20 protein-coding genes and 1 pseudogene are annotated in these 24236 nt (G+C 45.3%); 9 read left to right on the top strand and 12 right to left on the bottom strand.

All coding sequences use genetic code 11. From position 1 onward, the window contains the following. Positions 1-102: 102 nt before the first annotated feature. From H8K32_RS02660 to H8K32_RS02640, 5 genes are all read left to right on the top strand, one after another. The gene (locus H8K32_RS02660; protein ID WP_186910937.1) at positions 103-1656 is read left to right on the top strand and encodes a POT-type proton-dependent oligopeptide transporter; all 1554 of its coding nucleotides are present in this window, start codon (positions 103-105) and stop codon (positions 1654-1656) included. Between the two features lie 503 nt (positions 1657-2159). Beyond that, entirely contained in the window at positions 2160-3896 is a 1737-nt protein-coding gene (locus H8K32_RS20540; protein ID WP_186910936.1) for a methyl-accepting chemotaxis protein, read from the top strand. Between the two features lie 276 nt (positions 3897-4172). Then, complete coding sequence (locus tag H8K32_RS02650; RefSeq protein WP_186910935.1) at positions 4173-4550, top strand: TraR/DksA C4-type zinc finger protein; 378 nt, start codon at positions 4173-4175, stop codon at positions 4548-4550. 219 nt (positions 4551-4769) lie between these two features. Further along, entirely contained in the window at positions 4770-5987 is a 1218-nt protein-coding gene (hmpA, locus tag H8K32_RS02645) for an NO-inducible flavohemoprotein (RefSeq protein ID WP_186910934.1), read from the top strand. Positions 5988-6056: 69 nt separating this feature from the next. Further along, a complete protein-coding gene (locus tag H8K32_RS02640; protein ID WP_186910933.1) occupies positions 6057-6500 on the top strand; it encodes an RrF2 family transcriptional regulator in 444 nt (147 codons plus the stop codon). A gap of 116 nt (positions 6501-6616) precedes the next feature. On the opposite strand, the gene H8K32_RS02635 is transcribed toward H8K32_RS02640, so the two are convergent. From H8K32_RS02635 to H8K32_RS02615, 5 genes are all read right to left on the bottom strand, one after another. Further along, positions 6617-7774, bottom strand: coding sequence for a DUF3667 domain-containing protein (locus tag H8K32_RS02635; protein ID WP_186910932.1), 1158 nt, complete (start codon positions 7772-7774; stop codon positions 6617-6619). Between the two features lie 110 nt (positions 7775-7884). After that, positions 7885-9306: a DHA2 family efflux MFS transporter permease subunit gene (locus H8K32_RS02630; RefSeq protein WP_186910931.1), complete on the bottom strand. Its 1422-nt coding sequence runs from the start codon at positions 9304-9306 to the stop codon at positions 7885-7887. Positions 9307-9458: 152 nt separating this feature from the next. Next, positions 9459-12290, bottom strand: coding sequence for an ATP-binding protein (locus H8K32_RS02625; protein ID WP_186910930.1), 2832 nt, complete (start codon positions 12288-12290; stop codon positions 9459-9461). A 78-nt stretch (positions 12291-12368) separates the two neighbouring features. After that, on the bottom strand, positions 12369-13076 hold the full coding sequence (locus H8K32_RS02620; protein ID WP_186910929.1) for a hypothetical protein: 708 nt from the start codon (positions 13074-13076) through the stop codon (positions 12369-12371). Next, positions 13073-14425: a hypothetical protein gene (locus H8K32_RS02615; RefSeq protein WP_246447090.1), complete on the bottom strand. Its 1353-nt coding sequence runs from the start codon at positions 14423-14425 to the stop codon at positions 13073-13075. The genes H8K32_RS02620 and H8K32_RS02615 overlap by 4 nt, the downstream gene beginning before the upstream one ends. Before the next feature lie 358 nt (positions 14426-14783). On the opposite strand from H8K32_RS02615, the gene H8K32_RS02610 reads away from it, so the two are divergent. Beyond that, positions 14784-16415 (top strand): MutS-related protein, encoded by a 1632-nt coding sequence (locus H8K32_RS02610; protein ID WP_186910928.1) that lies wholly within the window; start codon positions 14784-14786, stop codon positions 16413-16415. 146 nt (positions 16416-16561) lie between these two features. Here H8K32_RS02610 and H8K32_RS20695 read toward each other — a convergent pair. Together H8K32_RS20695 and H8K32_RS02605 are read right to left on the bottom strand one after the other, a co-directional pair. Further along, positions 16562-16846, bottom strand: a pseudogene (locus tag H8K32_RS20695) (transposase); the annotation flags it as partial. Positions 16847-17155: 309 nt separating this feature from the next. Further along, positions 17156-17488, bottom strand: coding sequence for a hypothetical protein (locus tag H8K32_RS02605; protein ID WP_186910927.1), 333 nt, complete (start codon positions 17486-17488; stop codon positions 17156-17158). A 240-nt stretch (positions 17489-17728) separates the two neighbouring features. On the opposite strand from H8K32_RS02605, the gene H8K32_RS02600 reads away from it, so the two are divergent. Continuing rightward, complete coding sequence (locus H8K32_RS02600) at positions 17729-18274, top strand: hypothetical protein (protein ID WP_186910926.1); 546 nt, start codon at positions 17729-17731, stop codon at positions 18272-18274. 112 nt (positions 18275-18386) lie between these two features. Here the strand turns inward: H8K32_RS02600 and H8K32_RS02595 are convergent, their stop codons facing one another. The 3 genes from H8K32_RS02595 to H8K32_RS02585 form a co-directional block, all read right to left on the bottom strand. Continuing rightward, entirely contained in the window at positions 18387-18974 is a 588-nt protein-coding gene (locus H8K32_RS02595; RefSeq protein ID WP_186910925.1) for a TetR/AcrR family transcriptional regulator, read from the bottom strand. 16 nt (positions 18975-18990) lie between these two features. Next, the gene (locus H8K32_RS02590; RefSeq protein WP_186910924.1) at positions 18991-19665 is read right to left on the bottom strand and encodes a cupin domain-containing protein; all 675 of its coding nucleotides are present in this window, start codon (positions 19663-19665) and stop codon (positions 18991-18993) included. Positions 19666-19963: 298 nt separating this feature from the next. Then, positions 19964-20668, bottom strand: coding sequence for a type 1 glutamine amidotransferase domain-containing protein (locus H8K32_RS02585; RefSeq protein WP_186910923.1), 705 nt, complete (start codon positions 20666-20668; stop codon positions 19964-19966). Between the two features lie 478 nt (positions 20669-21146). On the opposite strand from H8K32_RS02585, the gene H8K32_RS02580 reads away from it, so the two are divergent. After that, on the top strand, positions 21147-21293 hold the full coding sequence (locus H8K32_RS02580; RefSeq protein ID WP_186910922.1) for a lysozyme family protein: 147 nt from the start codon (positions 21147-21149) through the stop codon (positions 21291-21293). A gap of 14 nt (positions 21294-21307) precedes the next feature. Continuing rightward, positions 21308-22336, top strand: a complete 1029-nt coding sequence (locus H8K32_RS02575) for a hypothetical protein (protein ID WP_186910921.1) — start codon at positions 21308-21310, stop codon at positions 22334-22336. A 116-nt stretch (positions 22337-22452) separates the two neighbouring features. On the opposite strand, the gene H8K32_RS02570 is transcribed toward H8K32_RS02575, so the two are convergent. Beyond that, positions 22453-22926: a hypothetical protein gene (locus H8K32_RS02570; RefSeq protein WP_186910920.1), complete on the bottom strand. Its 474-nt coding sequence runs from the start codon at positions 22924-22926 to the stop codon at positions 22453-22455. Positions 22927-22965: 39 nt separating this feature from the next. Further along, on the bottom strand, positions 22966-24093 hold the full coding sequence (locus H8K32_RS02565) for an MGDG synthase family glycosyltransferase (RefSeq protein ID WP_186910919.1): 1128 nt from the start codon (positions 24091-24093) through the stop codon (positions 22966-22968). Positions 24094-24236: the final 143 nt, after the last annotated feature.

Genomic DNA, 24236 nt, shown 5'->3' with positions numbered 1-24236 from the left:
ATGTGACAAAACGTTTCTGGAATAACGTCCATAAATTAACAACGGCCTTTACCAAGGCCGTTTGTTTATTCTTCAACAAAAACAATTGAACTGGAGATACCAATGAGTCAAGCAGCACCCGCTGTCGCAGCAAAGATGCCGCCGCAGATTCCTTACATCATTGCGAATGAAGGCTGTGAGCGCTTTAGTTTTTACGGCATGCGCAACATTCTCACATCGTTCCTGATTAGCAGCTTGCTGTTATCGATGCCTGAAAATTTACGCGCAGGAATGGCTAAAGAAATTTTCCATACGTTTGTCATCGGCGTGTATTTTTTCCCATTACTGGGTGGTTGGTTAGCCGACAGATTTTTTGGTAAATATAATACGGTGTTTTGGCTTAGTCTGGTGTACTGCGCTGGACATGCTTGTCTGGCCATATTTGACGATAATCCCCGCGGATTTTACGTTGGCTTATTTCTCATCGCTTTTGGTTCTGGCGGGATTAAACCCTTGGTTTCATCGTTTGTTGGTGACCAATTTGACCAAAGCAATCGCAGCATGGCGCAAAAAGTGTTCGAGGCATTTTATTGGATCATCAATTTGGGTTCCTTCTTTGCATCGATATTAATGCCGTATTTTTTGAAGCAATTAGGTGCTGGCGTTGCATTTGGTATACCTGGTATTTTGATGCTAATCGCGACCATTATTTTCTGGTCGGGCCGCAAGAAATATGTGCACGTCGCCCCGGTTGCAAAAGATCCACATTCTTTTATAAATGTCGTACGTACTGCACTGCTGGCAGAAGTACCAGGTAAAGCACGCACTGGTTTATATATTGCTGTGTTGGGCGTGATTGCTGCAGTTGGTGTGTTGTTGACGATACCAACGCTGGCGCTGGTGCCAGCCATATGTCTCGCATTGGTGATGTTGCTTGGTTTTGGCGGTATCGGTACCTGGATACAGTTGGATCGGGCCTACGGCACCCATCCTGATGTGATTGTGGACGGTGTACGCTCGGTATTGCGTGTTCTGGTGATTTTTGCATTAGTGACGCCATTCTGGTCTTTGTTTGATCAAAAAGCATCTACATGGGTGGTACAAGCGGATTCGATGGTAAAGCCTTCCTGGTTCCAGTCATCGCAAATGCAAGCCTTGAATCCAATGCTGGTGATGCTCCTGATTCCATTTAATAATCTGGTCTTGTACCCTATGTGCAAACGCCTTGGTCTGGAATTAACGGCTTTGCGTCGCATGGGTTTGGGGATTGCTTTTTCAGGTTTTGCGTGGATCGTAGTGGGATTTATGCAGTTGACAATGGATGGTGGCAATACGTTGTCAATTACCTGGCAAATCCTGCCATACGCTTTGTTGACGCTTGGTGAGGTGTTGGTATCGACAACCGGTCTTGAGTTCGCTTATGGTCAGGCACCGCTGGCGATGAAGGGCGTGATTATGAGTTTTTGGAGTCTGACAGTGACCATTGGTAACTTGTGGGTATTGCTGGCGGATGCAAGTGTCAAAAGTGCACCAGTCATGGAACAGATCAAAACTTCAGGCATCAGTACGACAGCCTTCTTAATGTTCTTCTTTGCAGGCTTTGCTTTGTTAGCATCTCTGGTGTTTGCAATGTACGCTAAAAGTTACAAAATGCATAACTATTATCGGCAAGCCTAAGTTTGACCTCGCTGTTATGGCGACATTGTTAGCTTGTTGAGTCAGCTTTGAATGCTATTCGAAGTCTTCAATAGTGCTTCAATACATATAGGCTATTGATTTTTTATTAACGAGATTGCGCTCTTTGCAATCTCGTTTTTTTTGTATTCTATTTCCTACAAAAAATCGATCACCAATAGTTTAATCCTTTGATTTTATCTTCATTCTTTACTAAATTAACTACATTACTTTTCAATAGTGCGATAGTTTTTCAGATCAAATTTGATCGATCCTCACTTGAAATAAAAAATCTTTTTTAGCCGCATTTTGAGTTTGCTTGTGTTTTTAAATTGAAAATGAATTTAAACAACACATTGTGAATTTAGTTTAAAAAATACCGAATCAGATATAGCTCCACCCAAAAGTTGATTTAATGTCGTTCCTGACACATATAAATCTAAATGACGTCTTGTTTAGCCTTTTTACATTCGTTTTGTGATTTTTTTACCAGACCGGAGTTAGAAATGACCATAGCAAAAAGACTTTATCTGCTTGTTTTATTCGCTGCTGCCGCGATGGTTACCCTGGCTAGTTTGGGTGTCTACCAAATTTATCGCGTATATGATGCAGCAGATTATGCCAACATAAACACTGTCCCAAGTTTGCGGGAATTGGCGCTTGTATCCGATGCGATAGCAAACATTCGGGTTAAAACGTGGCAAGCATTAGCATCGACTGATCCTGAGGCAAAGAAATCGGTACGGGCAGGTATTCCGGCAGAAAAGACCGTCGTCGAAAGTGTTCTGAATAAATATGAAAAAGAAAATATCTCAGACGATAAAGATAAAGGCCTGTTGGCGGAGGATAGGTCATCAATCGCCGCTTATTATGCGATAAGTGAAAAGGTACTTAATGCAGATGCAGAAGGTAAGCACGAGGAAGCTCTGCAAGAGATGCTTAGCAAACAAGACGTCATCAAAAAAATGAGTACTGACTTGGAGGCGCACCGTGAATACAACATCAAACTCGGATCCGATGGTGCTGATGAGGCAAAGAAAATTTTAAGCTCCGCAGTGTGGTTGGCAAGTGTTATCGGTGTTATCGGCATCCTAGCTGTTGCTTTTATGGGATTGAGTTTAGTAAGAAAATTGGTTAATTCTCTGAATCAAGCAATCGTTGTTGCCAAAGGCGTCGCTGCTGGTGATTTAACGCAAAAAATTGATGCTAGCGGTAGTGACGAAGTAGCACAGCTTCTTGGTGCGATCAAAGAAATGTCGGATAGTTTGGAAAGAATTTGTACCCAAATACGACAAGGCACCGATGCTATTGCTGTTGCATCAACAGAAATAGCAACTGGAAATATGGACCTCTCTTCACGTACCGAGCAACAGGCTGGTGCGTTGGAAGAAACCGCATCTTCGATGGAAGAATTGACCAGCACCGTCAGACAAAACTCAGATAATGCACGTCAGGCCAATACACTGGCGAGTACCGCGTCCACCGTAGCTGTGGATGGTGGGGCCGTGGTTTCACAAGTAGTTGAAACAATGGCGGCGATCAATGAATCATCCAGAAAAATCGTCGACATTATCAGTGTGATTGATGGTATCGCATTTCAAACAAATATCCTGGCGTTAAATGCTGCGGTGGAAGCCGCCAGGGCCGGTGAACAAGGCCGTGGATTTGCCGTGGTTGCAGCCGAGGTCAGAAATCTGGCGCAACGTTCCGCATCTGCGGCGAAAGAAATTAAAACGCTGATCGATAACTCGGTGGAGAAAGTTGATTCAGGCACCAGGCTGGTTGATCAGGCTGGCGCAGCAATGACTAATATCGTTAGCAGTATTCAGAAAGTCAGTGCTGTTGTCAGTGAAATTAGCAATGCCAGTCATGAGCAAAGTTCTGGCATCGACCAGATCAATCAGGCGGTAATACACATGGACGAAAGTACGCAGCAAAATGCGGCATTGGTTGAACAGGCAGCGGCCGCTGCATCCTCATTGCAAGATCAGGCAAATAAATTGACGCAGGTTGTATCGGTGTTTAAATTAAATAGCTCAGGCGGTGGGGGAGGTTTGCATCAGCGTCATCATACGGCTAGTTCACAGATGGCGACGAGTGTAGAATCTTCAACAGCTGCCAAACCTGCACCTAGACCTGCACCTAAGCCAGCTCCGAAAACCCGTCCAGCAGCACCAGCACTGAGTGCAACGACATCAACGAAGTCAACTAAAGCTGAAGCAGATGATTGGGAAGAGTTTTAAGAACTACCAACAGACATTTTATATCAGACATAAAAAGGTACCGTATGGTGCCTTTTTTGTTATCTGACAAGACGGGAATGAATCCATTGTTTATTCTTCGAGCGTTCGTGGGACAAAGAGATAAGACACAACATTGAGTTGCATCAAAGTTAGACAAGCTGAGCGGAGTAATCTGAGTATCATATTTATAAGCTATTTATAAGCTATTTATCCCTGCTATCTGACACGGAATTGCAGGTAACACCTATTTAACCATGAAGTGTTCAGTGAGAAAATATGAGCCTAAATAACGAACAACAAGCTGCTTTGAAATCGAAATTAGATTTGATGAAGCAAGAAATTCAGACAGAACTCAGACAGCATAATCCCGATCTTCTACGCCATGACAGTGGTGAAGGTGATGGTGCGATTAATGACGTATTAAATCACGATGCGATGTCAAAATACTTGCATCAACATGCTGAATGGCAATCCTTGCAAAGAGCACAAGCGCGTTTGAGTGAGAATATTGCAGATATTTGTCGCGAATGTGGTGCAACGATACCTTACGCCAGACTAGAGGCAGAACCTACCGCTGAACGTTGCATCAAATGTCAGTCTGCGCTGGAGGCAGATGATCAGCGCCTGCGTATCCACTCGCATTCCAGCATGTAAATGGGTGTTCATTCGCAAAAAGACATTATCTAAAAATTAACACCAAAAGTTTCTGAAGATTTTCTCAGGCATCGACATTTTTTAATATGCATTGAAAATATATGTTAAAAAATGTATGATGATTTCAGTACTTTAAGTGTGATGTGAATTGAACGACAGATTTGCAAATTGTAATGCGTGCTTAAAGATGTATTTAAAATATATTTAATAAGGTTTGATATGTTGGATTCTACAACCCGTGAATTAATTAAATCGACGGTGCCAGTTTTAACGCAGCATGGTGTCACGCTGACACGGCATTTTTACGCACGGATGTTTGCTCATAATCCGGAATTGAAACCAATGTTTAATCAGACAAGCCAGCAAGCAGGGCGTCAACAACAGGCATTGGCAATGGCGGTGTTGGCGTATGCTGAGCACATCGATAACCCAGAGGTTTTGCAACCGGTGTTAAATTTGGTTGCTAACAAGCATGTTAGCCTGGGGATTCGTGCTGAACATTATCCGATTGTCGGCAAACATTTACTAGCTTCGATACAAGAGGTGTTGGGTGATGCTGCGAGTGATGCTTTAATTGATGCATGGGCCGCGGCGTACGGACAGTTGGCCGATATTCTGATTGCTCACGAAAATCACATTTATCAACAGGCAGCAAATCAGGACGCTGGTTGGAGCGGTTGGCGTAGTTTCAGAGTAGAAAAAACAGTAATAGAAAGTGATGAAATCAAATCGTTTTATCTTACACCTGCAGATGGGGGGCAAGTGCCACTTTATCGTCCGGGACAATACATTTCGGTCAAAGTGCACATCCCGACAATGGGGATCAGTCAGGCAAGGCAATACAGCTTATCAGGCGCACCGGGTAAATCATTTTTACGCATTTCTGTCAAACGTGAGCAAGGACATGCTGTAAATCCAGACGGTCTGGTCTCGAATGTATTGCACGATCAACTAGAGATTGGCAGTTTGATTGAGCTTGCACCACCGATGGGCGATTATTTTTTGCATGAAGATCGCAGTACCCCTGTTGTATTAATCAGTGCTGGCGTCGGCATCACACCAAAGTTAGCGATGCTAGAACATCTCATTGAGACGAATTCAACACGCTCCGTATCGTTTATTCATGCATGCCGCCATGGGGGAGTGCACGCATTTAAGCAGCATATCAAACAATTGTCGGCGCAGCACCCTTACTTGAAACACGTGGTTTTCTATGAAACGCCACGCGAACAAGATGTGGTTGATCATGATTATCAGTACGCGGGACGGTTGCATCTGGAGCAAATAGCTCCCTTGGTTGCGCAGCCTCATGCAGATTATTATGTTTGCGGGCCGGTTCCTTTTATGCAAGAGCAAATTAACAAACTGAAAAAGCTTGGTGTGGACGCTGGAAAAATTCATGCAGAAGCTTTTGGTAGTGGCGGTGTTGCTGCATAATTGCATCGCCGGCTCATTGGCGAGTTTGTAATTGCTGACTCGCCTTTCAATCAATACCAAAGAGAACTCATGCAACTTACACACTTTACCGACTTAGGTCTGCGCGTTTTGATTTACCTGACCTTCCCTGATCGTACAGAGCCGGTGACGATTTCTGAGATTGCATCGCAATTTGATATCTCACGCAACCATCTCGTTAAAGTAGTCCATTTCCTAGCTCAACAACAATGGATAGTCACGACGCGCGGTAAAGGTGGTGGCATGGCTTTGGCTCAGCCTATCGATAAATATAAATTAGGCCAATTAATTTCCACCTTGGAAGGCCATACAGAGTTAATCGATTGCGCCAAGCCTGCATGTGGTTTGAAGGGGAATTGCCAACTCAAACATATCCTCGACCGCGCCCATAAAATTTTCTATGAAGCACTAGATGTTTACACGCTCAAAGATGCCGTTGCAACCCCTACGCGCGAGGCAATTATTAGTTTGCATCAGTTGCGATTGAGTCGCTAAAAAAGAGTGGTGAACTAGATCAAATTATTAAGCGAAATATCAACTGATAATATTGTGCTTTAAATAATAACTGCACCGCGCACGGTGCAGTTTTTTGGGCACATCAATACATATTTTTACGCACTAATTCCAACCACAATCAGCGCATAAATAATTAATGAAATCAAAGCAATAAATAAGAGTGCGATAGTTCGCCAGAATGCTTCGAATTTTGTCAGTGCATAGCTGCCACGCAATTGTGCAAACATATGCACGGGTGGCACTACTACGGTGAAAAATGCTGCGACACCACCCAGATTACATTTGCTCAAAATAGCGACAAACATAATCAGTATCGCCATAAAAGAGAGCGAAAATAACGAGAATACAGCATGATCAAACATGACATATCGACGTTTGAAAATGAACATTAACCATAAAAATGGCAATGAAATTGGCATCAATAAAAAAGCAAATTTAGATGCCGCACTCTTCATTTTATAGAGTGTCAATTCCGGATTTTGTGCCGCATGTTTCAATGTCTCCTTTATCCATGGAGTGGAAGCGCTGACGTTTTCGTTATCCAGTACCAAATCGAATCCTTTGTTGCCATCACCAGAAAGGTCAATCGTACCGCTTAGTTTGCTCTTTTTATCTTTGCTAACGTTAGGCTCAGGATTTTTTGCTGGTAATTGGCCTATCGCCTTCAAGGATACTTCGAGGGTTGCAATTTCAATTTTCGTGTCATTGATTTCTTCATTGATACTTTCAATTTTCTGATCGCCTTTTGCTAATTTCTCTCGCTCTGCAGTCAAGGATTGTAGTTTAATTTTTGCTGCGTCCAGATCTTTACTGATGCTTGCATTCGCTTCGGCCTTTCCTCCACTATTGTCCACATCGTAATGACTGCTGGTCAAAGAAAATACAAAGAACATCAGGAAAATCAAAAACAAAAACAGCGCCAGTGGTGATACGTAGCGAGTTCTTTGTCCTGCGATGTAATTGCGCGTTAGTTTGCCCGGAGTAAAAATCAGGGCAGGAATTGTGCGCCAGGCTTTTGTTTCAAAGTGAAAGATACCATGCAAAAGCTCTTCAAACATATGCAAAAGCGAACGGTGAATATGCGCTGATTGTCCGCATGCATGGCAGTACGCTCCGGTCAGCGGTGTCTCACAATTGGCGCAAATGCCGTGTTCTTCAGGTGCATAATGCGGGTCGCGACCTTCACCTGTTATTTCATTGACGACAACTGCTTGCGCCAGCGCATCTGCTCCGAGACCTGCATCGACATTCATATTCTTATCCAAAAAAAATGGTGTCTGGATTGTGCCTGATACTGCTTTACTTCTCAAGGCGTTGCACGCATAGCATTAAAAAATGTCGTTTGTTGGGAAGAGTATTGTGCTTAGGCGCTGCCTTTACTGACGCTTTCACCATCTTCCGGGCGCAAGCTCCAGAATGTGATAGAGGAAAATAAAGTCATGATACCCAGCGTTAAGAAAGCGTGATGCAGCGCAGAAGTCACCGCGACTTTGTCAGATTGTGGCAATCCACTCAGGTACCATGCCGTTACCAACGATCCGCACGCCAGCCCGAAGCTCATCGACATTTGCTGCAAAGTACTGGCAATGGTGCTCGCCATGCTGGTGTCGGCGGGTTTAATATCGGCGTACGCCATGGAATTCATGCTGGTAAATTGCAAGGAATTAAAGAACCCCTGCGTTAAGCTAAGCAAGACGATCATGTACCAAGGCGTACCGGGCGTAATGAGTGAGAATGTGCAGATCGTTACGCCTATCATCAGTGTATTCAGAATTAACACCTTGCGATAGCCAAAGCGCCTTAATACACCGCTGGCAATCAGTTTCATGAACATCGCCGCAGCCGCGGCCGGCATCATCAACAAACCAGACTGCCAGGCGGGCAGATTCAGCCCTAATTGATATAGCAGTGGCAGTAAAAATGGCAGCCCCCCAAGCCCCAGACGTGTAATAAAGCCACCAACCACTGAAACCCTGAAAGTACGGACATCAAATAATTGAAGTCTGAGCAATGGCGTTGCTGTGTGTTGTGAATGCCAGCCATACCATGCCAGCAAACTCAAAGCCAGTGCAAACAGGCCAAAGGTCATAGGAGCAGAGATCGAGTGCTCGCCAAAAATTTCTAACAACCATGATAATAAGGCAGCTCCGGTACCAAATAACACCAAGCCTTTCACATCCAGTGGTCTTGATTCTTCTCCGTAGTAATCTGGCATGTGCCGATGGATCAGATATTGTGCTGCCAGACCAACAGGAATATTGACAAAGAAAATTACACGCCAGGACAGCCAGTGCACGATTAAGCCACCTACAGTCGGTCCTAGTAGCGGACCTATCAAGGCCGGAATAATCACAAAATTCATTGCTGCCAGCAATTCTGATTTTGGAAAGGTACGTACAATCGTTAGACGACCAACCGGCATCATCATCGCTGCCCCCATCCCTTGCATGATGCGCGCAGCAACCAGCATAGGCAGATTCAAAGACAGACCGCACAATACTGACGAAAGCGTAAAAATGGCAACTGCCAGACTAAATACTTTACGGGTGCCGAATTTATCAGCAATCCAGCCACTGACTGGTATCCCTACCGCCAGGCTCAGAATGTAACTGGTAACCACTGCCTTTAAACTCAGCGGACTGACCTGTAAACTGTTCGCCATGGCTGGGACAGCGGTATTAATAATCGTTGAATCCAATTGCTCCATGAACAAGGCAATGGCGACGACCCAGGGCAGATATTTTTTGACAGTAGCGGCTTGCTCGATGGTGGCGGGGATAGACATAGATACAGAGGGAAACTATGTAAAGCACGCATGATAACACCGCCGCGACATGCTTTTCTAAAGTCGATTTAATTTGGTAGGGCAGGAGCAACCCACGCGGTGACCGCGTACGCACGGGGTTGGCGGGTTGCATTCGCCCTAAGAGACTTTCTTTATGTTGTTGCGCGTTCTTTTACTTTTTCTGTTTTACGTTGCAGGACAAAAATCGGTTGCGCCCATTCTGTATCTTTTTTCTTTTTGCTGGTGATTAGCGTCAATTCGGATGGATCGTAGACGTCGGTGTTATGCGTCAATGGCGTCGTCATCAGATATTGCGCGTCGGTATTTTTGAGGAATTCACCCACTAACTGAATATTACGAATATCCAGATGGGCAAATGGTTCGTCAATGAACACAAAACCTCCTGAGCCATCTTCCGATTTCAATAAGCCGATCAAGAGTATCAACGATTTCATGACCTGCTGACCACCGGATGCTTCACCGTCGTTCATGCCGATAGGGCCTTTGCCATCAAACTTAAAGCGTACATGCAAGCCCGCTTGCGCCAGTTGGATATCATCGTTTTCCAGTTTGACCGGATCGGTATGGACTTCAATACCCGCTAACTCGCCTAGCTGTTTAATGTTTTTGCTGTACGATTTGATGGTGAAACGTAAGCGATCCATATAGGCCGCACGCGCATTCACGGTAGCTTCAATCGCGCGGTTGTTCTGGTAGCGGCGTTCATCCGTTTCTGCCTGACGACCTTGTAGCAGAGCGTTTAAACGGGTGTACTGATCCACTACCGTTGAGTCTGTCTCCCAATCATCACGGGCCAGATTATTCGTCAAACTGCGGATGCGGAGTTCGATCTGATGCACGTTTTCATGTTCGGCAACCAAATCTTTACGATGCGAACTTCGCTTCCAATTCGGTGGCAGGGTATGCCACGTTGAGCGCATCGCACGCAAGGTTTCAAATTGGGCTTTGCGTTCTTCAGCGTGGCGTTTTTCAGACGCACGTAACTGGGTCTCAGCATCGGCAATTGCAGCCTTCGCTTGCTCCCATTTTAAATGGGCAATTGAACGTTGTTCGGTTGCAGCTTTGAGTAAAGGTGCGAGTTCGCCCAGGCGACTACCGACTTCGATACGTTGCTGTTTGAGCGGTTGCGTATTGCGGCTTGCTTCTTCAAATTCTGCGTGGCGAGCACTCAGCTCTTTTGCTGCGTCAACACCGGCCAGACGCGCTTTATAAGCGCTGATTTCACCTGCCAGTTTGCTGATATTCATCGTCAGCACGTCTTCTTGCGATTGCAGGCGCGGCAATGATTTGAGTAACGCTTCCAGACGTTGGCTACGACCTGCATTACCAAAGCGATAGCGCGAAGCATCGACAAATAAAGAGCGTCCACCACGGCGTTCAAAATGATAAGCGTCGGGGGTAATCCATTCCTGTGAGCGTGGCAGTTTCATGCCTGCTTCAATCGACGCAACCGTGTCGATGCGTTGTAATTGCTCGATCAGCCAGGCCGGTGCTTGTGCCGTGAAGTTCACAACAGACATCAGGCTGCGATCTTTGACCAAGGGGGCGCTGATACGATCGGGAACGATGAAGTGGCTGTATTTTTGTTTTTCACCGATACGATAAGCGGCAGCTGCGTCGCTCGCTTTGTCGAGCAAAATGACCGACGTATAGCCGCGCAATACGCCTTCAACGGCGCCTTGCCATTGCGGGTCTGTGACCTCGACAATATCCGGCAACATGCAGTGATCAATGTTGGCGTCATTCAAAGCACGGCGCATCTGACGGACATTTTCCGGATCCGGTAAACTCGATTTACCTTGCAGCGCCGCAATCGTATCCATTTCAGCGGTAATGCGTTGGCTCAGGCTATCGCGTTCTGATTTTTGACGCGAAAGTTCGGCTTCTTTTTTCTCTAGCTCGTCAGCGATATTGGCAACATCGGCATCAGCTTCGGCAGCCAGTTTTTGCAACCGGGCTTTTTGCTCCAGCAAACTTTCTTGCGGCTTTAATTTAGCATTGATATGCGAGAGCTTTTCACGCAGCGATGATTCTTCTGCCTCCAGTGCAGCTTCTGCTTGCTTGGCTTCGGATACCTGTTGTGCTTGCTGCGCCAGATGCTGGCGACGCTCGGATAAAGCGTCGTCCTGTGTTTTCAGGAAGCGGCGCGAAGCACGTAAAGACTGGCTGGTCGCGTTGGCTTTTTCCAGGTCTTCGTGATATTGCAGCGTTGGTAAAACCTCTTCTTGCAGATCGCGCTTTTCTTTGCTCAGGCTTTCATACTGGTGGTAATTCGCGACTTTCAGGCGCAAACCTTCGAGGTTAGCTTTTGCGCCTTCGAGTTCGGTTTCAAAACGTTGTAACTCGGTTTCGGTATCACGTTGATGGCGCTTCGCATCATCATACGCATCCAGCACTTCTTTATCGCCGAACACCTGGAATACCAGATCCAGCAATTGGCGCGGTGCATATTCACATAGCTTGTCAGTTTCGCCTTGTTCCAGCGCCAGTACTTTACCCATCGCATTCGATAAACCCGCATGGGATAAACGTTTCCGATAGCTCTCTACGCCTAGCCAATCATTCGCTTCGGTGACTTCTTCGATTTCAACTTTGCCACCGCGCATCAGATATTGACGCTTCCAGTCACCGCCGTTTTTTTCTATCTTACAAAACAATGTGACTTCATCATCGTATAAGCCAGACATACGAAATGGTCGATTCGAGATCTGTGGCCCTACCGCGCTATTGTCGACAACCGAGCGTATCCATGCCGTTTGTTGACCAGAGTGACGCGCATAATGTTTATACGAACGCCCCATCGAACATTCAAGACCGAACAAGGTACGTAAAGCATCCAATAGGGTGGTTTTTCCTGAGCCGTTTTGCCCGGCAATGGTAATGATCTTGGCGTCGAGTGGGATATTTTTAATCCGCTGCCAGTAATCCCAATGAACCAACTCTAACGATTTAATATGAAACATGGTGTGTATTCTTTTGTCTGGTGAACGTTGATATGCGTATCAATAAAAATAGGAATTGATGGCTTATCAGATGGCTGATCATTCTGCGTCAGGTGCGATTTCTCCATCGCTGGTGTCGACATTGTTGACTGTGTCGGCCGCGATGATGGCGGGTGTCCGTGGCGCAGGTATATGAAAAATATCTGACAACGCACCATTAATGATGCGATCCTTTAAGGTGTCGGTATCCATCAATAAATCGAGTAACGGCCCTTCTAAAATCATATCGCCTTTGCGTTCAATAAAACCTACGCGTGCAAGTTGACCCAGATTCATATCCATACGGGTTTTTTTACCCAGCTTGTCGCCAAAGTCTGCCAGCAAAGCGCGATACGAAATGCCGATCGACGTATCTTCTGCACGCGGCAATGGCTTTTCTTTACCAAACATATCGTTCTGATCTTCTTCTGCTAATTGATGTGCTTCTTGTCGTTCGCGTTTAGGCAAAATGATCAGTGACCACAGTACGACTAAGAGCGCGACGCCATCACGTGCCAGACCAAAATTATTGTTCTGCCAGGTTTCTTTAGTACCGAATACTTTGGATTCGCTATCGCGAGTCAGTGCCAGCGTGACGTAATCTGCATACACGTTATCCATGAATTTCATGCCGCAGGCTTTGAGCCGCGTATCCAATTCGGTGCGGAAAATTTCATCAGACAAAGCGCGTTTCACGAGTTTGTCTTCACGGCGCAAAGTTTGGTGCGCCAACAGGCGCGCGATCAGAATTTGTGCATCTTCGGTCATGGTGTTTCTCTATTCGGTGCTAGTGTGCTGGTTGACTCTGAGACGGTCTCGTTGCGTTCAACGAAACTCAGATTCGCAATGGACATCGCCGCAATATGCGGGTCGTGTAACTTTTGCATTTTGTCTTTGGAATTGAAGACCAATGGCAAGCGCGCCAGCGTGCCGGTCGCGCCTTGCAACGCCGATTCATTGGCGTCGCCAAGCAACGGCAACATCGACGCGCGATACGAGGCAATCGCAAAATTAGCCGGCAGCAAAATATCTTGTAATGCAATGGGTTTTTCTTTGGCGTCAGTTTTATGCAGCAAATCCAGCCAGTGATCCAACTCGTGTAGTGCGTCACTATCATCATTGGCGACGGAAATCGCATTTTCACCAACCGGTAAGGCACCAGCGATGGCTGATACGCGATGGCTTAATAATTCGCTTTCAGCGACGTCGATCATTTCTGACGGCGTAATAAATAACGGGGTCACTGGTTGTGCTAATGCCTCGTCAGCTAGTGCTGCCAGATCATCTTTCTGCAACAACCAGGTTTTAATATCGGTCGTCGACAAGCCTGATTGACCAAGATGCACGCGTTGCCGCTCGATTTGATTGAGTGCACGTGAAAACATGCCCTGCATGTTCAGCAGCGCGCTTTGCGCCCGACCAATCGCTTGTGCAGCCCTGTGTGTTGCCGCATCGGCGCGTTCATCATGAGTGATGGCGTGAATAATTTGCGAGCCTTTTTCTACCCAATCACATGCGGTATGCCATTTCTGTTGCGCGGCACGGAGTTGGAATTCTGAACCCGATGCAATCGCATCAGAAAATTCTTCGGTCAGCTCAATCAGGCGACCTAACAAATGATGTAACTGTTCGACTGAGACTCCGCCAACTGCTTGTGCACCTGCCACCTGCGTCAGCATGTAGCTCATTTCTGCCTGATCATTGTTCTCTTCGACCTGTAACAATGACTCTATTGCCGACAGTACATTCCTTGCGGTCGGCGCAATACGGTACACCGATTGACTCGCGTCCCAGTTCAACAGTCCGGTTGAGCGCAAGCGAGCCAGCACAGTTTCTAGTGCTTCCGGTTCCAGATAGCCGAGTTTGGTATTGATATCCGCACGGCTTAGCGATGGCGAATCTACATCTGCAGTCAATTCACGCAATACCAACAGGCGCAACAATACCCCGTTAAAGCCGCCATGAAACAAAGCCGTGAATGCCTGCAACACAGGCTGGCCACGCTTCAGAGGGAAAACGGCGGAAACGTCGTCGGGAGAAATACCAGTTTTGAAATACGTCTGCAGTGCGAGGTCATCCTCGTTCTGGACGTGAGTGTCGTCACTAAAATTTTGCATGCAACTTTATGGAATACCTTATATTGATATTTTGCAACTAAATAAATTCTATGCTTGCATTATACCTGTATCAAAATAGAGGACAAAATGTAGTGATATTTAGATAATATTGATTTTTTAATATTTGGTGCCATGAAAAAATTCTCCCCGTTTGTCGCATTGATTATTGCTTTATGTTGGCGCGTACTCAATTTTGATCTAAACATCGCAAGCGTATCTTTGCGGTGTAAAACGAATTACTTTTAATAAAATCGCTTGGCTCAGACATCGCTGACAGTGAGGTACTTGCAATTTTTACATCCGCACCCCATATCCGATCCACGCCTTCAAAGGCGTGTCATTAATAAGGGTCTGCAACATGTCACTATTACGGATGCTAGCTTTGAGCTGGACAAATATCAAACTTAAAATCATTCCCGGATTCAGGCCCCAAGCTATTGAAAAGAAAGATCATTTTTTCAGCACTGAAGAAATCGCCGCTCTACATCATCAAAGCTTAAATGACACTGGCGTAGCGCTTGATAATATCAGTTGGAATGATTTATTACTGAATGATTATTTAAAAAAAATATCGATCGGCGCAAGTATTTTTGCACAGCAATTTTTTTATCAACGCTTGCGTCTTGGACAAAAGAAAGAGCATTTTTTTCATCAGCAATCTCGTTTGCAATCACTTATCAATGATGCATCCAATCTCAATAAATTAGAACAAGAATGCGCGCTTTTACGCACCGCAGAAACTGAGATCGCCACCATTTTATTCGACACCTCGACAACGCCTCAAAGTGAGCGGTGGCATCGTTACGCATGGATCATCCCATTAGGTGCTGCAATCTCGGCGGGGCTTTCGTATTTCAATCCCGTGACGCTCATTGCCACAGGGTTGATTGTTTGCTTTTTATTTCATCTGCAAATTCAATTTCATCACAGATTATATATGTGGAATTTGTCGTCAAAGTCGATACAAATTTTACTCAAAACTGCTTACAAACTCAGCTTACAACCTTGCATAGAATGTGAGCCTTTCAGATCAGGGCAGCATGAGATTATTCATATTCATCAGCAGCTACAACGTCGCGCTAGTTCTGCTTTTGTATTACCTGAAATGCTTGCCTATTTCGACTGGTTTCAGATGGCAAACATCCTCCACTATTTTAAAGGCATGCGCACGATTGATAGATATAGAATAAATTTGCAAAGCTGCTATTTGGCAGTGGCTCAACTAGAAGCTGATATTAAATTGGCGCGGCATTTTCATTCGCAACCGAGAATTTGTTTTGCGACGATTTCTGACGAACATAGTGTGACGCTAAACCGCGTTGTTCATCCATTGCTCACCGATGCGTCGCCATTGTCAATATCGCTCCATGCTAAGGGGTGTTTTATTTCTGGTCAAAATGGCGTTGGAAAAAGTACTTTTCTGCGTGCGATTGGCATTAATCTCGTCGTTGGTAAAGCGTTTGGATTTTGCTATGGAGACGATGCAAAAATTAATCTTAGTCCCGTTTATACGAGCATCCATAACGAGGATTCTTTAGCAAATAATGAGAGTTTTTATATCGCTGAAATGAAACGCGCAAAAACGTTAGTAAATGCTGCCAATAGCAACCATCTGGGCACGTATCTTATTGATGAGATTTTTCGCGGCACCAATTACGTCGAATCTGTTTCTGCCGCCGCTGCAGTGCTTAAAGAACTAAGTCAAAAAGGCTTACTCATCGTCGCTTCACATCATTTAATATTGGCCAATTTGCTAGAAGAATACCTCATCCCCTTTTATCTGACACGCCACGGGGAGCAACTCACTATGCAAAGGGGAATACTGAGCACCACAAACGGCGTTCAATTGTTGGCAGAATTTGAGTTCGGTTATGAAATAGAGAATAATGCCAAAAATATTCTTGCGTATTTAAATAAGCACATGATGTCAGTAAGCCCTAAATCTGCCCTCGCAATGTCGAACTGCATGGGGAATAATATTTGCAGCTAAGATGTTAAAAATGTGATGAAATCTGCATCTACTTTTTGCCTTCACATCAGCCACATCAATGCCGCTGCAAACAACAAGGATTGCCAACGCATGAACACTTATTCGTTGCTTAATTACTACAATTATTAGGTGAATTCAAGGCGGATTCAATCTCGAAGTGCAATCACATGTTGATGCGATTGTAGCTGCTTCATAAATACTTGGTGCGGCGTTTTGAAACAGAGACATTTTCCGGGGCGATGATTTAAGCTATCCATCGCACTCAACATATCTCCTTCACTGATGGCTTCAAATCGCATCTTCTTAGGGAGGAACTGGCAAATTAATCCATTCATATTTTCGTTCGCACCGCGTTCCCAAGAGCAATACGGGTGGGAAAAATAATTATCTGAATTGATATTCCGTTCATGCTGTGCAAACTCGTTGGAACTCTAAAGAATCTTTGGACTGTCCTGACTGCCTTAAGCGACAATAGGTGTAAATTAACATAATAACAATAGATGGCTTGTAAGTAAGTCCATACAATAGCATGCCGCATTTTACCTTCTTGCAGCCTGCTTGAATTTTGTCTAAAAATTAATTTTAAACGGTTTTCAAGTTATGGCAATTTGTCAGTGAGCACTTGGATAGTTGGGCTCAATTTCGCAAAGTGGGAGATTCGTGTTTTTGTGCTCATTACAGATGAAATTGGTCGAAAAAGTTACCTAAAAACTGCATTAAAAGAAATTATTGTATTTTTATTATTGCAATCGCTTTCTTGAGTACTTGTGAGTAATAATGCGTTGATGCAATTCTTCACGTTCTTCTGGTGTTGCGTGCATTAAACGGCTTACAGCGTTTCGTGGGACGCGGTAATAGCGACGCCGATTTTGACGGACATCCAAGGTGCGCCAACCGCGCAGGGTCAGCCATTCCCATTGTTCATAATCTATCGAAACAAATAGTTGCATTTTTAAGCGATTGAGAATGATAGTGCTGCCAAATGCTGGCTTCTCACCGGGCGGAGGCAAGACACGCTCCTGGCGGATACGAAGCAGAGTCCGCAAGGTATCTTTGAATCTTGTATAGAACATAAATACGACCTTGATCGTTGCTAAATTTGAGTGCGCAGTGTAAGCCTGTAGTTATAGAAAACCTGTAATTTTTTGTAATAATAGTAATGCTCCTCTACTGTTCTTTGTTGAAAGATGAAATATGTTGACATCCCAAATTCTCCGGATTAATATTTCTACCAACTAGTTGGTTTAATTGTGTTCATTGAAAAATGTTCCTTAATATTAATTGGCAATAGATCACCGAAGAAGGAGCAGATTGTGCAAGATGTAATACACCATTTTCATGAGCGTATAGCTTTGATTCGCCAGCGTTTACAAGCCACTGATGCGTTGACAATGTTGGATATATCTTCCGAAAACAGTATTGTCGTGAGTGACATCGGGGGGGAGCAAAGTCGTGTGATACCGATGGACATTGGTGCCCAGCGCTCAGCGCGCGACTTATTGCGCCATACCCCACCTCAGCGCCTCGAATTCGAGATGGCGATAGAAGTGATAGAGGATGAAATTATTCGCCATCACCGCGACATTTCAACGAATTCGATCTTGGTGACGGATAGCCTGGAAATCAAACAGATTGCGCAACTTGCTGGTATTGCGGTCAGCGAAACGATGGTGATGGAGATTGATGCAATGGAGCGCGTCTTTAGCCGCCTTGCCGCGGTGATTCAGGGCAAACCTGCAAGCTCAGAAGGCATACCCGAAGACAATAGTTTTGCAATCCGTTTGCTGATACTTCGCGAGTTTATGCATCATCTTCATTTCGAAAAAATCATCATTCTTGCCGACGATCAAGTCCATTAATTATTTTGGGCAATGGTGGTCGATTGATCAGGGTAGCTCACTTCTTCCCCTGCTTTGCAGTGCTGACCAATCAGTTTGAAAAAATGATTCAAAGTGGTATGCGTTCTTGGGTTCAGGCAATCGTCAAGGCTTTCAAAAAGTGGCTTGCGACATGCGACGGTCCGGTGCCCTTTTGCATGCCACGACCGACGATCATTGCGCCTTCTAAGATCGACAAATAGGTCTCGGCGATGCCTTCGGGACTCAGTACAGATAGCAATTGTCCCGCACGCTGACCGTCTTGCGCGATGTGGGTCAGCCAGTCAACATTGACGTCAAAAAAACGTTCTACTTCATGGTTGACCAAATCTGGCAGGGAACTTGACTCAGCACCTAACATGCCGCAAACACACAGATGTTTGTTGGTACTGAAAGTCTTTTCAAAGAGGTCAGCATACGCGGTCAATCTATCTTGCGCTTTCACGTGGTGGCCTTCTATTTGTAACAGCGATTCTTTAAAACGGTGCGTATAACGCTGTGCAACAACCGCTGCTAACTCGCCCTTGGTTGCAAAATGATGGTGGATGCTCGGCTTTTTGATGCCGACCAACTTCGCCACATCATCATACGAAAAACCATTGTAGCCGCGTTCCTGTATCAGGCTTTCGGCCGCGTCTACAACGCGTTCCGCGGTCGCTGAAATTTCTGAAAAATGTTTCATATTAAAATCGTTTATTTTAAAAAATCTTATTTTTTATCGGTGGTAAGTGTCCCACTTTAACGAGAATCAGACATCCATTTTCACTAAACGGCACATGGGCACTCATGTGTGGGCTTCTGATCCAGGTACCGGCAGGGTAGTTTCCATTTTCATCCTGAAACATGCCTTCAAGCACGAATATTTCTTCGCCGCCAAAGTGATTGTGCATTTTAAAATAAGTGCCTGGTTGCCATCTGACCAGTGCCGTATGCGTTGTACCAAATTCTGACAAAGGCAAAACGCTGAGCCCGGGAACCGTACCCGGAAACCATTCGGCATTCGCAGTATCGATGACGACGCGCTCTGTGTCATTCTTCTCCATATGCCGTAACTTCACCAAAATCGTACAGCCGTGTACGGTGAAGGGGGTATGGCGGGATCCGGGTGGGTTTTTGACGTAAGTACCCGGGCCATAGCTTCCATACTCGTCGTTAAAGTCGCCTTCGAGCACGATAAATTCCTCGCCGAGTTCGTGTTCATGACTAAAAAATGTCATTCCCGCTGCATATCTGACAATTGACGTAGCGCGCGCCACTTCATCGCCATCGCGTTCTATCAATTGACGCTGCACACCTGGCACTGGCGAATCTACCCAAGGCAAGTCTTTGGATTGAACGGTAACGCGAACAGAAGTATCTGTATGTAATTTCATCATAGCTCCATTGTACCGATTAATCGGTAGTTTAATAAATAAATTTAAAACGAATTTTCCAGATCAAACTGGAATGCAACTGAGAAATGCTCTTTCATTTTTGCAATCACAATCGTACTTTGGGAATTGATCGAATTAAGCTTGTGATGGAAAAAATCACTTCTTCCACGCCAGCAAGATTGTTCCGCCCAAAAGACCACTGATGGCGATACTTTAAAATAGCAGCAGGCTACCCGGCGACATCTTCAGTTCTTGCAAGTTGAACTGCGATTTAAACAGGTAGCCGCCAGATTAAAATTTAAGCCTTGAGACGATTAGCCAATGCTTGTGCTAAAGGTGCTGCTGATGCTGGACTTTGTCCTGTCATCAATGGGCCGTCGACGACGACGTTAGGTTCCCAGTTTGCTTTGCTGAGGTAGTTCGCACCACGGTTTTTCAATTCATCTTCCAATGAAAACAGTAAGTGCTTGTCGAGTTCGATTTCAGCATCTTCGGCGTTTTTGAAGCCAGTCAGGCTTACTCCCTTGACGAGGTACTCGCCGTTCTCTTTTTTCACGTCACGCAAAATCGCAGGGGCGTGACATACCATCGCGATCGGACGTTGCGCCGCATGCAAATCCTTTATCATTTTGAGCAAATGAGAATCCGATGCCAGATCCCACAGCAGGCCGTAGCCACCTGGTAAAAATAAGGCGTCAAAACCGCTGTAATCGATATTGCGTAGCTTGCGTGTATTTCTGGCAGCGTACAGTGCTACAGGATCTTTTAAGAAGCGCTCCGTGTACTCGGTGGTAAATGGTGCCTTATGGCTGAGCAAATCGATAGGCGCTTCGCCGCCATTCGGAGATGCCAGTACAACTTCGTAACCAGCTTCCGTCAGGATATAGTAGGGCGCCGCCAATTCAGTGAACCAGGTACCGGTGTGCTTGCCGCTGATGCCCATCTCATCGACAGAGCTCATGACCAGGAGAACGCGTTTTTGTTTGTTGCCAGTTGCTTGCATGATATTTCCTTTAAAAGTTTATAAAATAGAACCAAGGTACATTTCCAAACAGCATTTTGAAGCTTATTTAATGTACCGACTAGTTGGTAGAATTTGTGATTAAAAAAACATACATACGCATGCATCAGCGAACACACTTTTACATGGTACAGCGCGGTAAAAGGAGTAGCTAATGCGTACAGACAATGAATTAAGTTAACCAATTAACGATGCCGACTAGTTGGTAGGTATATTATTCTTCCAATTTCCGTTTGTCAACCGATTAAAAAAAATTTAAAGCAAGCTGATTGTCTTTGGGGAGACCAGGGCCAAAAAGCTTGAAGAATAACGTCAAAGATTCGTGTTGCGTGTTCCAATGCTCATGCGCTGTCGCTTGATCGTCGAGATCGCATCTGTGCAACCAATTTTCCAACAATTAATAATCTGACTTGTTTTTTTGATAGTATTCAGCATAGTAAGAATAGAGAGGAATTACAGTGTGCTGACATTGACGAGCACTGACTGGCGTCAATCAAGACGGTACACTGAGCAGTTTTCGCGCTGGGTCATGGCGAATAAACACCGCTTGCCTGAATTAGTTAAACGTCGCGCTGCGGAACGCAGTTTATTTTTGTTACCCGTCTGAATCGGAGAAAAAACATGACACGTCAATTCAAACAATTTTTAAGCGCTTTATTTCTCCTGCTGACTTTGACTTCTGGTGCCGCATTTGCACAGACTACAAGTACGAATTTGGGCAAACCTGCGATACCACTGCACATCAACGAGTCTTTCAAAATTAATGTCGCTGGCATTTGTGATCAATTTCCGGCGACGCAAATCGGGCAACTGAATTTGCGTATCAATGGTCAATTGATGCCTTTGAAAGCCTCGGATTGCGATGCGGATCCCAACCAATATGGGCTCGATTATTTTTTACCGCAACCTGATACCGCAGAGCTTACAAGGTTACGCGATGCATTATCTGGTTCGCCATGGCGGGATGCAAGACATGGCTTTCAGCGTGAATTGAGCTATACCGTCAGCTTTAGCGACTCGCGTGGTGAAAACCTGATTGCGGCAGGAACCATGCATTATCAGATCATCCGCATCCCTTATTTGTTATTGGGTTTTGCGTTCATTGCTATTGTCAGCGTTGCTTTATTCCAGTTGGGAAATGCCTCGACTTTGCTACGCGATACACCAAATGGTCCATGCACTATTCCGGTCCAGTGTCGCACCTACAGCATGGGGCGCGTACAAATGGCCTGGTGGTTTTTTATCGTGTTGATTTCTTATATTTGGTTATGGATCGTTGCTGAAGGAATCCCTACTATGTCAGCGCATGCGCTGGGCTTAATGGGAATTGGCAGTGCGACTTATCTTACTGCTGCTGGCGTCGACGCGAGTAAGCAAAACGTGTTGGGTAGTAGTCAGGGTTTTTGGAATGACATCTTAAGTGATGCCCAAGGCTTAGCGTTGTACCGCTTTCAGATGCTGGTGTTCAATGTGTTATTCGGTGTTTTGTTTCTGATTTATGTGTTGCAAAACGTGGCTATGCCAGATCTGGATACAAATATTTTGGCACTGTTGGGAATGAGCGCTGGTACGTATGCCGGTTTTAAAATTCCTGAAAAGCAAACCGCGGCAACACCGCCTGTACCTCATCAGCAGGAAGATCCCAAGTAAGCAATTGGAGAGCAGGCTTAGTATTTTTGAAGGAAAAATGCTGAATCAAATCGCATCGAAGATGATCTGAAATCATTGGAAATAATTTGATTCACACAGCGTTGAGGGTGGGATGTTTATTTTGGCTGGTTGAACGAATAGCGAAATAAAAATGCTGCCACCGCGGCACCGATCCAATAATCAATTGGCGTACCCCACATCCAGTGATGATGCCAGTTGACAATCTCCGGAACGAAGCGTGGCAGACCATACGCCGGGTTCATCACAAACCATAAAAAATCTTCCAGAATCCAGAACTCGATAATGCAGGCAATCACCCGCGCCTGTAGTTTAAGTGTCCAGGTTTGACCGAAGAAAAAAGGAAAGTGGAAAAACATAGCAATGAACGGAAATACCCAAGCGTGATACCCAGTCATTGCCCGTCCGCCCCAGAACAAATCAAGCAGCCAATGCTTTTCTATACGCCAGGTTGGCAGATTAGCGCCCCATCCGGCAGAGCCTTCAATTTGAATTTCGACCTGAGAGAAGAAAATCGCGAGTAGTGCAACCCACGTAAACATCAATAAAAATTCTTTGTTGATTTTTTGCATAGGTAAGTCTGAGAAAGTTGTTAGAAGTCCGACGGTGAACTACGCGTTTTCTAATACGAGCTCAATGACGTCACGGGCAGCATAGGGCTTACCGAGTGCGCTTGCCGCAAGCCGCATGGCTTTAAGCTTTTCAGGGTGTGAAAGCAAAAATTCTAATCTGTAGGAGAGACTCAGATCGTCGTATGCTTTCAAGGCTACACCTTGTTCCAGTAAATAATCCGCATTACGTTCTTCCTGACCCGGTATCGGTGAATTGACGATCATAGGCAATCCCATAGCAAGGCATTCTGATGTGGTCAATCCTCCCGGTTTGGTAATCACGAGATCGGAACAGGCCATCAGACGCTCCACCTTGTCTGTGAAGCCAAGTGCTGCCAATCTGCCAGAGAAATTCGGTGCCATGGTCTGCAAAGCTTTGAGTGCGGGAGCATTATTACCTGCAAGGACGATCAGTTGAAAATCCACTTTCAGAGCCAGCAAGCGTCCTGCAACTTTGTCCAATCCTCCCAGACCCGCGCCACCTCCCATCAGTAATACAGTTGGTTTGGTGGGATCCAGACCGATATCCGTTGCGCATTCTTCGCGCAGAGGGTGATTGGTAAAGGCGGGCATGACTGGAATGCCAGTGACATGAATCTGGTGTTCAGCAATGCCGCTTAAGCGCATACGTTGAGCAATTTCATCGTTGGCCGCAAAATACCCTGACATCCGTTCATGTATCCACATCCGATGCAGATCAAAATCAGTTACTTGTACCCACACCGGACAATACAACCGTTCTTTGAGTATCAATCGCGATAAGATTTCCGCGGGCAGGAAGTGGGTGCAAATAATGGCGTCGGGAGCAAAATCAGCAATCGCTCGTAGTAAAGGACGAGAGTTCAGACGTTCAACGCTGCGTCTCAGGCGTTCCATGGTGCTATCTGATTGTGCCTCATTGGTGGCGTGGTAGAGATAACCCCATAAAGTAGGCGCTTTGTTGACTAGCTTAATATAAAAATCGGTATATATTTTGCGAAAGCCAGCGGTCACAAAATTCATCACATCGAGATGGCAGACATCCAGATCTTCATTGTTTTGCAAGGCACTCACGCGTATTGCTTCGGCCGCACGACGGTGTCCAGCACCCGCTGAAACGCTTAATAACAGAATTCGTTTTTTGCTCATGAAATGCTAATTGATGCAGAAAGATCCGAGAATAACATGGAAGCGTAGTTGCTCTTACTTGCGGATTGGTAACAAGGCGTTTCTATTCAATGACAGTTTTATGACGAAAAGGCTCAAGAGACCCAGAAAAGAAAATGCCCCGG

Source organism: Cognatundibacterium jejuense, from assembly GCF_014284255.1.
Classification (GTDB): Bacteria; Pseudomonadota; Gammaproteobacteria; order Burkholderiales; family Burkholderiaceae_D; genus Undibacterium; species Undibacterium jejuense.
This window is presented reverse-complemented; position numbering and strand designations above follow the sequence as displayed.